General features: G+C 54.4%; 12 protein-coding genes and 1 pseudogene. 1 reads left to right on the forward strand and 12 read right to left on the reverse strand.

Annotation, left to right across the window (positions count from 1 at the left end):
* Positions 1-25 precede the first annotated feature (25 nt).
* The 3 genes and pseudogenes from ACOTXR_RS02700 to ACOTXR_RS02710 form a co-directional block, all read right to left on the reverse strand.
* Positions 26-1,021, reverse strand: a complete 996-nt coding sequence (locus tag ACOTXR_RS02700) for an alpha/beta fold hydrolase (RefSeq protein WP_023337301.1) — start codon at positions 1,019-1,021, stop codon at positions 26-28.
* 146 nt (positions 1,022-1,167) lie between these two features.
* Entirely contained in the window at positions 1,168-1,608 is a 441-nt protein-coding gene (locus ACOTXR_RS02705; RefSeq protein ID WP_023337300.1) for a GNAT family N-acetyltransferase, read from the reverse strand.
* 52 nt (positions 1,609-1,660) lie between these two features.
* A pseudogene (locus ACOTXR_RS02710) lies at positions 1,661-2,245 on the reverse strand (hypothetical protein).
* 134 nt (positions 2,246-2,379) lie between these two features.
* Between ACOTXR_RS02710 and ACOTXR_RS02715 the strand changes: the two are divergent.
* Positions 2,380-2,928: a GNAT family N-acetyltransferase gene (locus ACOTXR_RS02715; RefSeq protein ID WP_014883841.1), complete on the forward strand. Its 549-nt coding sequence runs from the start codon at positions 2,380-2,382 to the stop codon at positions 2,926-2,928.
* On the opposite strand, the gene ACOTXR_RS02720 is transcribed toward ACOTXR_RS02715, so the two are convergent.
* From ACOTXR_RS02720 to sad, 9 genes are all read right to left on the reverse strand, one after another.
* Entirely contained in the window at positions 2,916-3,830 is a 915-nt protein-coding gene (locus ACOTXR_RS02720; protein ID WP_014883840.1) for a bestrophin family protein, read from the reverse strand. The genes ACOTXR_RS02715 and ACOTXR_RS02720 overlap by 13 nt on opposite strands.
* Before the next feature lie 201 nt (positions 3,831-4,031).
* Positions 4,032-5,483: a tagaturonate reductase gene (locus ACOTXR_RS02725; protein ID WP_058690770.1), complete on the reverse strand. Its 1,452-nt coding sequence runs from the start codon at positions 5,481-5,483 to the stop codon at positions 4,032-4,034.
* Between the two features lie 116 nt (positions 5,484-5,599).
* A complete protein-coding gene (locus ACOTXR_RS02730; protein ID WP_058690769.1) occupies positions 5,600-6,127 on the reverse strand; it encodes a GNAT family N-acetyltransferase in 528 nt (175 codons plus the stop codon).
* Between the two features lie 82 nt (positions 6,128-6,209).
* Entirely contained in the window at positions 6,210-7,175 is a 966-nt protein-coding gene (locus tag ACOTXR_RS02735) for a sensor domain-containing diguanylate cyclase (protein ID WP_058690768.1), read from the reverse strand.
* Positions 7,176-7,286: 111 nt separating this feature from the next.
* Positions 7,287-8,735: a sensor domain-containing diguanylate cyclase gene (locus tag ACOTXR_RS02740; protein WP_058690767.1), complete on the reverse strand. Its 1,449-nt coding sequence runs from the start codon at positions 8,733-8,735 to the stop codon at positions 7,287-7,289.
* Between the two features lie 107 nt (positions 8,736-8,842).
* Complete coding sequence (locus ACOTXR_RS02745) at positions 8,843-9,205, reverse strand: DUF4186 domain-containing protein (RefSeq protein WP_023337293.1); 363 nt, start codon at positions 9,203-9,205, stop codon at positions 8,843-8,845.
* The gene (gene glsB, locus ACOTXR_RS02750) at positions 9,205-10,131 is read right to left on the reverse strand and encodes a glutaminase B (protein WP_014883834.1); all 927 of its coding nucleotides are present in this window, start codon (positions 10,129-10,131) and stop codon (positions 9,205-9,207) included. The genes ACOTXR_RS02745 and glsB overlap by 1 nt, the downstream gene beginning before the upstream one ends.
* A gap of 62 nt (positions 10,132-10,193) precedes the next feature.
* Entirely contained in the window at positions 10,194-11,783 is a 1,590-nt protein-coding gene (locus ACOTXR_RS02755) for a methyl-accepting chemotaxis protein (RefSeq protein WP_058690766.1), read from the reverse strand.
* A 112-nt stretch (positions 11,784-11,895) separates the two neighbouring features.
* A complete protein-coding gene (sad, locus tag ACOTXR_RS02760; RefSeq protein WP_058690765.1) occupies positions 11,896-13,284 on the reverse strand; it encodes a succinate-semialdehyde dehydrogenase in 1,389 nt (462 codons plus the stop codon).
* Positions 13,285-13,359: the final 75 nt, after the last annotated feature.

Here is a 13,359-nt window from a genome sequence, read left to right on the forward strand (position 1 = left end):
GGTAACGTATTGAAAATAGCACATTTCAGAGTTTATCTGCGTCGACCACAGCGTTAACGAAATCTTGCGGATCTTCCTGAGGTGGATTGTGACCCACAGTCGCCCCAAAGGTGCGGTGTTCATACTTACCGGTAAATTTACCCGCGTAGGCCTGTGGTGCCGGATGCGGTGCCCCGTTGTTTCCGCCTTCGATGGTGATCGTTGGTACGGTGATATTCGGCAACGTGGCCAGTTTTTGCTCGTAGCTGTCGTATTTGCGCTCACCTTTTTCTAGCCCTAAGCGCCAGCGGTAATTGCTGAGCGTCACCGCGACGTGATCCGGATTATCGAGCGATTTGGCGCTGGCGTTGAAGGTTGCATCGCTAAATTTCCAGTCCGGTGAGGCCTGCGACCAGATCAAACGGGCGAAGTCATGCGTGTTTTTAGCGTAGCCTTCCGCACCGCGCTCGGTGGCGAAGTAAAACTGATACCACCACTGCTGCTCTGCTTTTGGCGGCAACGGTTGTTTGCCAATCTGCTGGCTGCTGATGAGATACCCGCTCACCGAAACGAGCGACTTAACGCGTTCTGGCCACAGCGCCGCAACGATATCCGCGGTGCGGGCACCCCAGTCGTAGCCTGCAAATACGGCCTGTTTAATATTCAGGGCGTCCATCAGATTAACAATATCTTTCGCCATCGCAGACGGCTGGCCGTTGCGCGGGGTTTTAGCTGACAGGAAGCGAGTGGTGCCGTAGCCGCGCAGAGAAGGTACAATGACACGGTAACCTTTTGCCGCGAGTGCGGGAGCGACTTCAGCATAGCTGTGAATATCGTAGGGCCAGCCGTGTAATAAAATGACCGGTTGACCGTCTTTCGGGCCGATGTCGACATACCCGACGTTAAGGTCGCCGGCGTTAATTTGCTGCGGGTGGTCAAAGGCTGCCGTGAAGCTGGTGCCGGTGACTTCGGCCTGACAGGACATCACGGTGCCAAGAGAAACGGTCAGAGCAAGGGTCGAGTAAGCGAGTTTGCTGAACATATTTGGTATCTCCGATTGAGTACAATTCACGGGGATATAACAACACCTCTATGTATAGCGGATATGTGCGAAAGCGGGTTTATTGCAAGCCTGTGTATGTATCAGGAAAACAGATACAGTGTGATACAAACACAGGCGTTTTAGCTTTACAGGGAGAGGCGATAGCGAACGTAATCGTCGGCCTCACCGTATTGATCGTAGAGTTTACGCGCCGGGTTATTCTCCCGGGTGGCCCAGTACAGTTTTGACCACCCTTCACGCTTACCTTCTGCAATCAGGGCATCTATAAGCGCTTTGCCCGCCCCCGCGCCGCGTTCAGCAGCATCAACAAACAGATCTTCCAGGTAGCAAATGGGCGCTGTTGACCAGGTTCCTTCGTGCAGAATACACATTGCGAAACCGATCACTTTTTCGTCCTTCTCTACCACGCGGCAGAACATCGACGATTGCGCTGAGAGCGCCCTCTCCCAGGTTGATGCGGTAACGGATTCCTCAAGATAGCACTCATAGAAATGGGTATAGCCATCCCACAGCGGTCGCCATTGAGAATAATCATCTTCGCGTAGCGGTCTTACCTTAACTGCCATGTGTTCCTCGCAATACCTGTTAATTGCCATATCGAAACAGCGTAGGGTCTTATCACCTTTTTAATCGCATTTTGCGGGCCAGACGGGCAAGACGCTGCGTACGGCAGTAGAGCGTAAAGAGCACGAACCCTCTTCCATTCATCACCAATCTGCAAAGTACCAACGCGAAGAAGGCAATGACCAGTGGCCAACTACTTCCGTGATGGGCAAGCAAGAGATATACCGCCTGAACGACGGTTATTATCAGCAAAATAAAGAACAGCGCCAGAAATCACGCTAACCCTGACGTTAATCCCCGAGCCAGAAGTACGCTTGTGATGATGAGCGCGCCAATCATGACCAATGACGGTAAGAAAAAGCTCAGTGCATGGTGTAAAGGTGATAAGCCCGGAAACGCATGGAGAAACGGTAGAAGATTAAATGCAAAAGCCACTAAAAACAGAGGAAGCAGCACCGCGACCGGATAAGGGTTTTGACGTGGAAGCTCATTGAGCGGCCGGGAAAAATAACGTTCAAGCTCGGGAGTGGAATGGTTCAATAGATGAGCCTCGCCTCGGGCGATAGTCTTCTCAATCTCCCAGCCATGATGCAGGAGATCACAGAAAACGCGTCCGTTTAAAAGTGGCAGCAATCTCATCAAAAATATCACCATCAAATAAAAGGAAACGATTTTGGTGGTCAATAACCACAGCGCAGCGCACTGGAATGTGATAGAGATAAAAATACCAGAACCCAAACAAAAACATAACGCTTAAATACGGAGATCCGCGGATGACAATACCTACGCTCACGACTGAACGCTTACTGTTAAAACCGCTGGTTGCCGAAGATGCTGTCCAGATACAGAAGCTATATCCGCGGTGGGAGATCGTGCGTTATATGGTCTCTTCGGTGCCCTGGCCTTACCCGGATAACGGTGCGGAAAATTATGTTAACAACGTGGCGCTGCCCGATATGGCAAAAGGGATTGCCTGGTTCTGGAGCATCCGACGTCGCGAAGTACCGGATGAACTCATGGGTATTATCTGCCTGTACGATATTGAAGATAACAACCGCGGATTCTGGCTGGCACCGGAGTTTCAGGGTAAAGGCTATATGCGGGAGGCGAGCATTGCGGCGACGGATTACTGGTTCAATACGCTGAACAAAGCGGTGTTGCGTGCGCCGAAGGCCGCCGCCAACAGCCGCTCACGTCGTATTTCAGACAGCAGCGGCATGCGGCTTGTCAGAACGGAAAAGAAAGCCTACGTCAGCGGTATGCTTGACTCCGAACTGTGGGAGATCACCCGCGACGAGTGGAACGCCCGTCAGGTCAGCTGATAATGCTTATCTGGCATCAGCCTTTCAGGAATGTTCTCTTCATCGTTCATCTGCAGCAGATCGCGTTCCATATTGTTGCAGATGGCGTCCAGCGGCAGATCGTTATCTTCCGTACCAAACGGATCTTCCAGCTCTTCTGCCAGGGTATCCAGCGAGATAAAGGTGTAAGAGATCAGCGCGGAGACAAACGGTGTCATGTAATGCAGGTCCACAACCAGCGCGAACGGCAGCATGATGCAGAACAGATATACCGTGCGGTGCAAAATCAGCGTATAGGCAAACGGCACTGGCGTCGTCGCGATACGCTCGCAGCCGGAAAGGACGATGGACATGTCGTTCAAGCGGTTGTTCAGGCTATGGAAAAGAATGTCCGAAAGCTGACCGTTACGCCGCCGCACGGCAAGCCACTCCCCCATGATCAGTAGAATACGGTTGGCCGGCGAGTTGGCAGCCATCACGTGCCGTAAATCATCCGCAGCAAGATAACGAGCGAGTTCTTCAGCGTTCAGTTCCCGGCGCAAGGTCATACGCAGGCAGTTGGCAAAGGCAATCTGCAGGCGGACAAACTCACCCAGATGTTTATCGTCAGGCAAGGTGTTTTTTACCTCGCGAAACAGCGAGCGTGCCGCTATCATCAACTGCCCCCAGAGCAGTCGAGCCTCGACGTAACGTGAATAACAGGCGTTGTTTCTGAAACCCAGAAATATAGCGATCGCCACGCCGAGAATGCTGAAGGGCGCGACGGTAAATTTGATGCCCAGCGAGGTGTACCACGGCAGCATCAGGATCACGGCGATAGAAAGCAGGAAGTTGAGCAGCAGTCGGGTATAGATTTTGGGAAGTACCGAACCGTGCCAGACAAAAATCAGTTGTAGCCAGTGCTGTTTAGGACGAACAATCATAGTGAGTTTCAGGCAAGAAAAGAGCGTGGCTATTAAACGTGATCCCCCTCACGGTTGCAAGCATGTTAACGGGACATTGCATTTTCCCATCTGCAAAGCGAAACATGCACGGTGCTGATTTTCATTTTTAAAAAAGGAGTCAATAGTATGTTGTAACTAAAATAGATTCTATTTAAACCCGGCCGCAGCCGGGTGACGTGATTAGCAAAGTGGTTTCACCGCTGCGCGCATTCCCTTCAGCAGAATGGCATCAAGATCCAGCGTCACTTGGTCCACCAGGCCGTTCACCTGCGTCAGGTCCAGCTCCCAGTGCTCTCTCTCGCTCAACACAGCCTGCACCAGTTCACGGGTACTTATCTGATTATCGCGGTGCCGCGCCCAAAACTGCTGATAACATTCCAGCCAGTTCGCATCATCCTGTACCGGATAGCCCTCCCCGTTACGCTCCGCGCGATAAAACGCAATCAGGGCCGCTAACGCAAACGTCAGACGGGATGGTAACTGCCCCCTGACCTTCTGCCCGGCCAGCAATTGCGGCAGAATGCGGGTGCGGTATTTAGTCATGCCGTTGAGCGCAATCGAGAGCAACTGGTGTCTGATGTAAGGGTTCCGAAAACGCCCTGTTACCGCGCTGGCGAACGATTCCAGTTCATCACGTGGCAGATCGAGGACCGGAATAATTTCCTGATAAATCGCTTTTTCGACGAAGGCACAGATATCTGCATCATTCATCGCCTCACCGACCGTATCCAGCCCCGCCAGGAACGCGACCGGCACCAGTGCCGTATGCGCACCATTCAGGATGGCGACTTTACGCTCTTTGTAGGGTTTGATGTCATCCACAATCAGCACATTAAGCGGATACTTATCCAGACGCAGTTCTCGGGCAAGGAATGCTGGCCCCTGAATAACAAACAGGTAGAAGTGTTCTGCCGTATCCAGGAATGCATCGTGATATCCCAGCTCAGCTTCCAGCGCGGCCGCTTCATCGCGCGGGTAGCCGGTCACGATACGGTCAACCAGCGTTGAGCAGAAATGGTTTGCTTCATTTAGCCACTGGATGAAAGCGGCAGGCAGCGCCCACTCCTGCGCATAACGCAAGACCAGTTCACGCAAGGCGTCTCCGTTGTAGTCTATAAGCTCACACGGAATGATGATCCAACCCTTATCGGTCGCACCATTGAAGTGGCTGAAGCGCTCAAACAGCAGGCGCGTCAGTTTCGCCGGATAGCTCACGGCAGGCGCATCGTCGAATTTGTCACCCGCGTGATAGCCGATCCCGGCCTCCGTGGTGTTCGAGAAAACAAAACGCATATCGGGGTTGTGGGCCAGTTTCAGGAACGCATCATACTGGCTGTAGACGTCGATCTCCCGGTTAACCGAGCGGATAAGACGGCTCTCACTTACCGTTTCGCCCTGCTCATTCAGGCCGCGAATGATGGTGGTATAGAGGCCATCCTGGGTGCTCAGCGAGGGCGGGAAAGTACTCTGAATGGGGCGAACGATAACCACACCGGCATTGAGATCGGTATGTTCATTTAGCAGGTCAATTTGCCAGTCGACAAACGCACGCAGGAAGTTGCCTTCACCAAACTGGATGATGCGTTCAGGGTATTGAGCACCGGGAAAATCACGACGGTTGAGCGTGTTCACAATGGGTTCCTTTTATGATTAGTCATACAGCCTGATAAGATTGGTACGATAACTTATCAAAACTTTCCGACCAGGAACCCTGTTTCGATCAATTCACGGCGTGGTTGTGACGAAAATTATAAGAATTTGTAGAACACGGACGTCGCCGTCATGGCACCGTCCGGCATCAGGGCGTAGCGCGGGATCTCACCGACCTTTTGCCAGCCGGCACGCTGATAAAACGTCTCAGCGCCGCTGCCGGTGGAGGTATCGAGTACCAGAACCGAAATATTTCTGGCGCGGGCTTCAGCCTCAAGCGCTTCCATCAGCGCCATCGCGGCCCCTTTGCGACGCGCTTTTTCATGTACCAGAAGTTTTGCCACATCGGCACGATGAGGTTGATTCTCAGGCTGGTCGGTAATCAGTTGCACCGTTCCGATAACCCCCAACTGGGGATCAATGCTGGCAAGCACAACGCGCTCATGACGCCCTACGCTTTCAGCAATACCGAGCCAGAATGAACGGGCCTTCTCGAGGCTAAACGGCAACATGAAGCTGACGGATGCGCCGCCGGTCACGCAGTTTTCGAGGATCCCGGCCAGCGCATCAAGATGAGTGAGAATGTCGTCACGGGTGAAGTTTTGGATATGCAGCGAGGTATTCATTGTTTGTCCTTACGTTGAATACCCACACTTTGCATTTAACATTTTCTTAACACAATCGGGTCAGTCATACGCTTTTGTTATATCACCGCCCGCGTTGCCGCTGCTGCTTCATGGCATACATTTTTGCATCGGCATCGTTGAGCCACTTTTGCAGGTCGTTACTGTTGTGATCAAATTCACTCAGTCCCCAGGAGAACTTCAGCGACCATGGGTGTAACTTGCGCGCATTGTAGTTTTCGACCTGCTCGGCGAGATACTGCATGGCAATCCACGCCCCCTGCTCATCCGTGTCGGCAAACAGCACCGCAAACTCATCGCCACCGAAACGAACCAGCAGATCCGCTTCACGGAAAGAGGTACGCATCAGTTGCGCCATGACTTTAAGCGCTTTATCCCCCTCCTCATGCCCGTAACGATCGTTAATCTCCTTGAACCGATCCAGATCCAGCCATCCGAGCGTCAACGGCTCAGCACGGCGTCGGGCAATGGAAAGCGTGAACCGCACAAGCTGATTAAAGCCGCGTCGGTTGAATAACCCGGTCAACTCATCCGTGGTCGCCGCGCTGATGGCGGCAAACTCATCCTCAGCCAGCGCGCCCAGGTCACCCAGTACGGCGAGATCGGCCGCTGAAAACTCGCGAGGAGCGTAATCAATCAGGCAGAGCGAGCCAACGCTTGCGCCGTCTCGTAAGCGCAGCGGGAAGCCCGCGTAAAAACGCACGCCGGGCTCACCGGCCACCAGCGGGTTATCCGCGAACCGGTCATCCTGAAGCATATCCCCTACCACCAGCGGAGCTTCAGTGAGGATCGTATGGCCACAGAAAGAGATGTTACGCGGAACGGAACCGGGTGCCTGTCCATCCGCCGATTTCACGATCAGCGAGTGCTCATCAATAAGATTGACCATCGCCAGTGGCACCTGGAAAAAGCGTTTCGCCAGGCGCGTTAAGCGGTCAAACGCCGGGGAACTGTCGATCTCAAGCAGACCCGATTCGCGCAGCGAGTGAAGTCGGTCTGTTTCATTTTCAGGTGTTGCAGGTGCTTTCATAATGTCTCCTGACGTAAAGCGTTACTCAAAGCGTAGCTTAAACAGAGACATTGTCAGTGTGCGAATATCCTGTTAAGCCGCTATCTAATTCACGTCAATGCCTTATAACGATTAACGCAGCTCAGTTTCACTCCCGGCACTGGCGGCAAGTTGCTCATCCGCCAGCCGGGCGCTGGTACGATTTCGACCCGCCTTTTTTGAACGATAAAGATGATCGTCCGCCTCGGCCATCAGCTTGTTGAAGACCTCCGTCAACTGCCATGACTCCGCCTTTCCGCTTCCGAGGCCAATACTGACCGTCAGATAAAGCGTCTGCTGACGCCAGGTGAAAGGATGGCTGGCCACGGTACTCCTGATACGTTCCGCCAGTGCATAGCCGTGTTGTTCATCGCCCGAATTAACGACCACAGCAAACTCCTCTCCCCCCATGCGGGCCACCATCCCGTCTTCACCAACGACCTGCTGAACCTGGCGGGCAAAGGATGCCAGCACGCGGTCGCCGCACTCATGACCGTAGTTATCATTGATGCTTTTGAAGTAATCAATATCGAGCAGCATGACGGTCAGAAAACGTGGATGACGGTGCGTTTCTTCGCGTTTTAGCGCCTCGTAAAGCCCGGAACGCGAGTAGACGTGGGTCAGAAAGTCATAATCCGCCCGCAGGGATACCTGACGGATCAGGGAATTAATCGCCGCCATGCTGACGGAGACCATCACCGGGCAGATCGCCATCGTGGCAATACCCAGCCGCGCAGAAAACATCATAGAGGTCGAGAGCGGTGTCGCCACGGCGATATTAATGATGGAGTTGGCGACCAGAATGATTTCTATCGCCCCTGTAATAAACGTCAGCAGGCAGGTCGCAGGCAGCGAGTAGCGTACCGCACACCAGATAAGCGCAGGCAGCGGAAATGCGAGGCTTCCCGCTCCGCCAATCACCACCGAGGCAGCCACCGAAACAACCAGCGCGACGATCGGTAACAGTTTCTCCAGATTTACCCTGAGTTCCCGCACCGGCAAACCGAGGGTAAGTATGCACGGCACAACGAGTACGCCAGTGGAGAATTGTTCGCTAAACCAGTCGGCAAACAGCGGCCAGAAGGTATGACTGTCTATCCCCACGGACCCGAACGCACCGAGCAAGGCACACAGCAGCGCAGCAATCAGGCAGTAGTTAAACAGCCGTAATGCGTTGAGCGGATCGGGGGTTTTCTTCATCAACCGTCTGTCACGCTGAACCAGCACGGCGACAACGACGATAAAGATCATGTTAGACAGGTTTATGACCACCGAGGCCATTCCCCAGTTAGTCGTCACCGCGTCGTACATCAGCATCGCGACATAACATACCGCGTAGTAATGCAGGCGATGCAGAAACACATAACGGGCAAAGATCCCTGCCATAACGCCATTCAGTGGCCAGAACAGGGATAAGGCCTCGACCAGCCGCAATTCCGCGCCCACAAAATAAAAGAGAGTGGTGAGAATAAATATCGCCGAGGCATTACGCAGCGGCGTGTCGGGTTGGAACAACCTGAAGGCGGTGAGAGCAGAACGCATTAAATATCATTCCATATGAATGCTTATGGCAAATATTGCGGTCGTCAGCATGATCGGGACTAACTTAACCTGCATCTATAACACAATTACAACAGGATCATAACTCGTCAAATTTGGCTGTTCATCTGTATCACCAGCCAGTGGTGGATCACGCTGACGATATAATGTTGTTGCTGCGCAGTCAGTTGCACGCCCTGGGGAATATTATGCCATTTTGCCAGACAGCCCCGACAGCAGGTCGCCGTGGCATGCTGGGCGATAAATACCGGGTGACCGCGCATGGGCGTCTGTTTACCGTCGTTGGCAGGTTGCGCCGGTGCAAGGCGTTTTTTAACGAAATCCGCGGCATGCTGGTCAATGGTGTCGGGTCCTTTGTCCCAGCAGTACTGCCGTTCTTTATTGCCTAAACGAAAGCGCGAGCGAAACGTCGATCGCGCCAGGCGGGAAAAAAGCGGATCCAGATCGGACATCAGTATACGGAACGTCCCAGACGTTGGGTCAGTTTCTCCAGCACCGCCACACCGGCAAGTGAATTTCCCGTTTCATCCAGCTCCGGGCTCCAGACGGCAATCGCCATTTCATGCGGCACAATCGCCACGACCCCGCCGCCAACGCCGGATTTGGCCGGAAGCCCAACCCGCCAGGCAAACTCGCCCGCGTTTTGATACATGCCGCTGGTCGCCATCAGGGCGTTGACCTGCCGCGCCTGCAGTGGGGAAACGACGTCCTGATCGAGATGCGGCGCGTGTCCCTGATGCGCCAGAAACAGGAACGTCTGGGCCAGCTCAACGCAGCTCATTTTCAACGCACAGTAGTGGAAGTAGTTTTGCAGTACGGTCGCCACGTCGTTATGAAAGTTGCCGAAGGATTTCATCAGCCAGGCGATGGCCGCGTTACGGGCGGAGTGCTCAAACTCCGAGCGGGCCACTACCGAATCATAGGCAAGATCGTCAACGCCCGAGAGCTGACGAACAATCTCCAGCATCCGCTGACGCGGTGCGCTGAGACGGCTTTGCAGCATATCGCAGACCACCAGCGCCCCGGCATTGATAAAAGGGTTACGCGGTTTACCCTGCTCGATTTCAAGCTGAAGCAGTGAGTTAAAAGGCTGGCCGGACGGATCTTTACCGACACGCTGCCAGATCTCGTCTTCCTCGTACTGGCGCATCGCCGCAACCAGGCTCAGCACTTTCGAAATTGACTGAATCGAAAAACGTTCAGTGGCATCCCCTGCCTGGTATCGCTGTCCGTCGATGGTACAGATAGCAATCCCCAGCTTATTCCCGCTGACCGAGGCAAGAGCCGGAATATAGTCGGCAACCTTACCCTTTCCCAATAACGGACGAACCTGCGCCAGAATCTCGTCCAGCATCTCATTATGGATGACCGCAGCCACTCTTTGCTCCTTGCCCTCAGGCTAAAACGGGCTGCGAGTATAACAGAGGCTTATGTATTGCGTCAGGCGCTAAGACGAAAACGCGAAACGGCCTGCAATAAAAGATCGGATTGCTTTTGCAGTCGCTCAGAGGCCTCTGAGGCGTCAGAAACCAGCAGATCCGTCTGGCGGGAAACCTGATTCAGCGCCTGAAGCTGACGCGTCATCTGGTGAATACTCTCCCCCTGACTGAGCGTAGCGGTTGAGATTTCATTCAGCAAACTGCTTAAGTTACCGACCAGACCGGTGACCTGCTGCAAATTGTCTTCCATTAAATTCACCGCCCGGGATCCATCTTCAATGCCCTGCAAAGAGCGATTGATAAGTTCCTGGATGGTCTGCGTTGAGTGGCTACTCTTTCTGGCAAGCAGGCCGACTTCCCGGGCGACAACGGCAAACCCGCGTCCATGGTTACCGGCATGGGCGGCTTCAATGGCGGCGTTTAACGCCAGAATATTGGTCTGAAACGCCACGCTGTCGATCATCGCCACGATCCCGCGCATTTCAGAAGATCGCTCGACGATCGCCTGCATGGACGCATTCACGGTCGACATCATCTGGTCACCGCTTACCGCGGCCTGACGCGCTTCGTCCGCGCGCGAGCTGGCGAGTCTGGCGTAGCCGGTATTCCCTTCCACATGCGTTTCCAGCGTCGCGATATGGGTCGTGACCTCTTCCAGCTCTTTTGCCTGACGCGCCGATTGCTGATACAGCTTCTGATTCCCCTGCGCCAGGGAGCCGATATTTTCAACTATTGCGGTCGTGGCATGGCTGACCTGGGTCACCAGCTGCTGCAGACCGTGCTGCATGGTGGCGATACTGTCGCTAAGCTGCCCCGTCTCACGATTAAAACGCCTGACGGCAGGCGGCGTACCGGAAAGATCTCCGGCTGCCAGCTGGTTAATATGCGCAATAAGTCGACGTAACGGCGTGATCACCCACCTGGACATGCCGAACCAGACGGCAACGGCGATGGCGAGCAGTAAAACCGGCGCAAACAGGAACAACGTTTGCAGCCTTGAAAGCTGCGTCATAAGTCCCTGACGCCCCTGCATGGCCTGCTTCTCGCTGGCCTGCTGATAACGGGCGTAGTTATCGTTGAAGTCGCTCTGAAACGCCTGGGCCGGGACAGCAAAAAAGGCATCAATGGTGTGGGTTCTGACAAGCGCTTCCGATTGCTCTTTAATGGCACCGTAGAAAAGCTGATAGCTGTTCACCAGGGCCTCATCTTCCGGCGGATTGAGTGCCCGCCAGGCTTGCCACGCCTGCTGAGAAACCGCCAGCGACGCTTGCGCCTCATCCATCAGACTGTGCCAGCTTCCTTCTGAACCGGTCTCTTTATCCTGCATAAACCAGACGCCGGAGCGGTTAAGCAGATCGCTTGCCGCCAGCAGGGAGACACGCGCCAGATCAAGCTTGCTCTGTTGCTGATACGCCAGCAGATTTTGCCGCTCGTTGCGCTGAGCGTCCTTCAGGGAGGCGTTAAGCAGAAAAGATGAGGAGAGTTGCAGTGCGGAGAAAAGGCCAATAATACAAAAGATACCCGTCAGCAGGCCAAATTGACGTGGGATACAGCGCTGCGCAATACGACGAAAAATTTGCGTTAGGTTCATAATTTTCTTCAGTAACAAGACGTTAGACGCGTGCGAGTCTACGAAACGAAAATGACAGAACCATTGCAGAGAAATGACAGTGGCCCTCAAATTGAGGGCCGTTACAAACGAATTACACTCTGTTCTTCCACACCGTCTGCACGTTACAGAATTCATGCAGGCCGAAATGGGAAAGCTCGCGGCCAAAACCACTCTTCTTCACACCGCCAAAGGCCACGCGCGCATCGCTGGCGCTGTAACCATTGATAAACACCCCACCGCACTCCAGCTCGCGAGAGAATTTATCCGCAAGCGCGGCGTCGGCGGTGAAGACCGTAGCAGAGAGGCCAAAGTCGCTGTCGTTTGCCAGCGTCAGGGCGTGCTCAGCATCTTTCGCGACGGTAATAGCCGCTACCGGACCAAACAGCTCCTGGCGGAAGGCCGTCATCGATGGCGTAACGTTCGCCAGCACGGTAGGCGCGTAATAATTCCCCTCGCCGCTGATTTTCTCTCCGCCCAGCAGCAGCGTGGCCCCCTCAGCCAGGGTGGCCTGAACCTGCTGATGCAGTTCATCGCGCAGGTCAAAACGCGCCATCGGGCCAATGTAGTTCTCTTCTTCATCGGGTGTGCCCATCTTCAGGGCGGCTACGCCCGCGACGAAGCGTTGGGTAAAGATATCCGCAATACCCTCTTCAACAATAAAGCGTTTGGCGGCCGCGCACACCTGCCCGGTATTCTGATAGCGACCCGCCACCGCCGCTTTCACGGCGAGATCCAGGTCAGCATCGTTGAGCACGATGAACGGGTCAGAGCCGCCCAGCTCAAGCACGCATTTTTTCAGCGCAGCACCTGCCTGGGCACCAATTGCGGCCCCGGCACGCACGCTGCCGGTAACGGTCACCGCCGCAATGCGACGGTCGTTAATCGCCTGGCTTACGCCGTCATTGGTGGCATTAACCCAGCCAAAAACGCCTTCCGGGAAACCGGCATCCGCAAAAATCTGTGCGATAAGATCCGCCGAGCCAAGCACGTTTGGCGCGTGCTTAAGCAGATAGCTGTTACCTGCCAGCAGGATCGGCATCGCCCCGCGCAGTACCTGCCAGAGCGGGAAGTTCCACGGCATCACCGCCAGAATCGGCCCCAGCGGGCGGTATTCAATAACCGCGTTGTGGTTTTCCACCTGGGTTGGCTCTGCATTCAGCATGGCCGGGCCGTGTTCCGCATACCAGTCACACAGACCCGCAGATTTTGCCACTTCCGCCCGCGCCTGCAGAACCGGTTTGCCCATCTCCCGGGACATCATCCGGGCCATCTCTTCCGCACGATGACGCAGCGCAGCACCGAGATCGCGCAGCTTCTGCGCCCGCCGGGCGACGCTTTCGCTCCGCCACTGACGAAAACCGGCATCAGCCCGGGCGATAGCCTGTTCAACCTCTTCCTGTGTCGCCCACGGATACGCGGCGATCGTTTCACCCGTAGCCGGGTTAACAGACAGGGCATGTGTAGCAGATGAATAAGTCATGATGTTCTCCACGCATTTCGGTTGATTAATTGTGGCTCACTCTGCTATTTCTTAGAAATGAATAATAATAACCAC

The sequence above is a fragment of the Enterobacter cloacae complex sp. IR53030 genome (assembly GCF_049238365.1).
Lineage (GTDB): Bacteria > Pseudomonadota > Gammaproteobacteria > Enterobacterales > Enterobacteriaceae > Enterobacter > Enterobacter kobei.

Excerpts from the sequence above, each read along its gene's own strand:
- ACOTXR_RS02700 (WP_023337301.1), bottom strand. The coding sequence starts at position 1,021 with ATGTTCAGCAAACTCGCTTACTCGACCCTTGCTCTGACCGTTTCTCTT.
- ACOTXR_RS02705 (WP_023337300.1), bottom strand. The coding sequence starts at position 1,608 with ATGGCAGTTAAGGTAAGACCGCTACGCGAAGATGATTATTCTCAATGG.
- ACOTXR_RS02715 (WP_014883841.1), top strand. The coding sequence starts at position 2,380 with ATGACAATACCTACGCTCACGACTGAACGCTTACTGTTAAAACCGCTG.
- ACOTXR_RS02720 (WP_014883840.1), bottom strand. The coding sequence starts at position 3,830 with ATGATTGTTCGTCCTAAACAGCACTGGCTACAACTGATTTTTGTCTGG.
- ACOTXR_RS02730 (WP_058690769.1), bottom strand. The coding sequence starts at position 6,127 with ATGAATACCTCGCTGCATATCCAAAACTTCACCCGTGACGACATTCTC.
- ACOTXR_RS02735 (WP_058690768.1), bottom strand. The coding sequence starts at position 7,175 with ATGAAAGCACCTGCAACACCTGAAAATGAAACAGACCGACTTCACTCG.
- ACOTXR_RS02740 (WP_058690767.1), bottom strand. The coding sequence starts at position 8,735 with ATGCGTTCTGCTCTCACCGCCTTCAGGTTGTTCCAACCCGACACGCCG.
- ACOTXR_RS02745 (WP_023337293.1), bottom strand. The coding sequence starts at position 9,205 with ATGTCCGATCTGGATCCGCTTTTTTCCCGCCTGGCGCGATCGACGTTT.
- ACOTXR_RS02755 (WP_058690766.1), bottom strand. The coding sequence starts at position 11,783 with ATGAACCTAACGCAAATTTTTCGTCGTATTGCGCAGCGCTGTATCCCA.
- sad (WP_058690765.1), bottom strand. The coding sequence starts at position 13,284 with ATGACTTATTCATCTGCTACACATGCCCTGTCTGTTAACCCGGCTACG.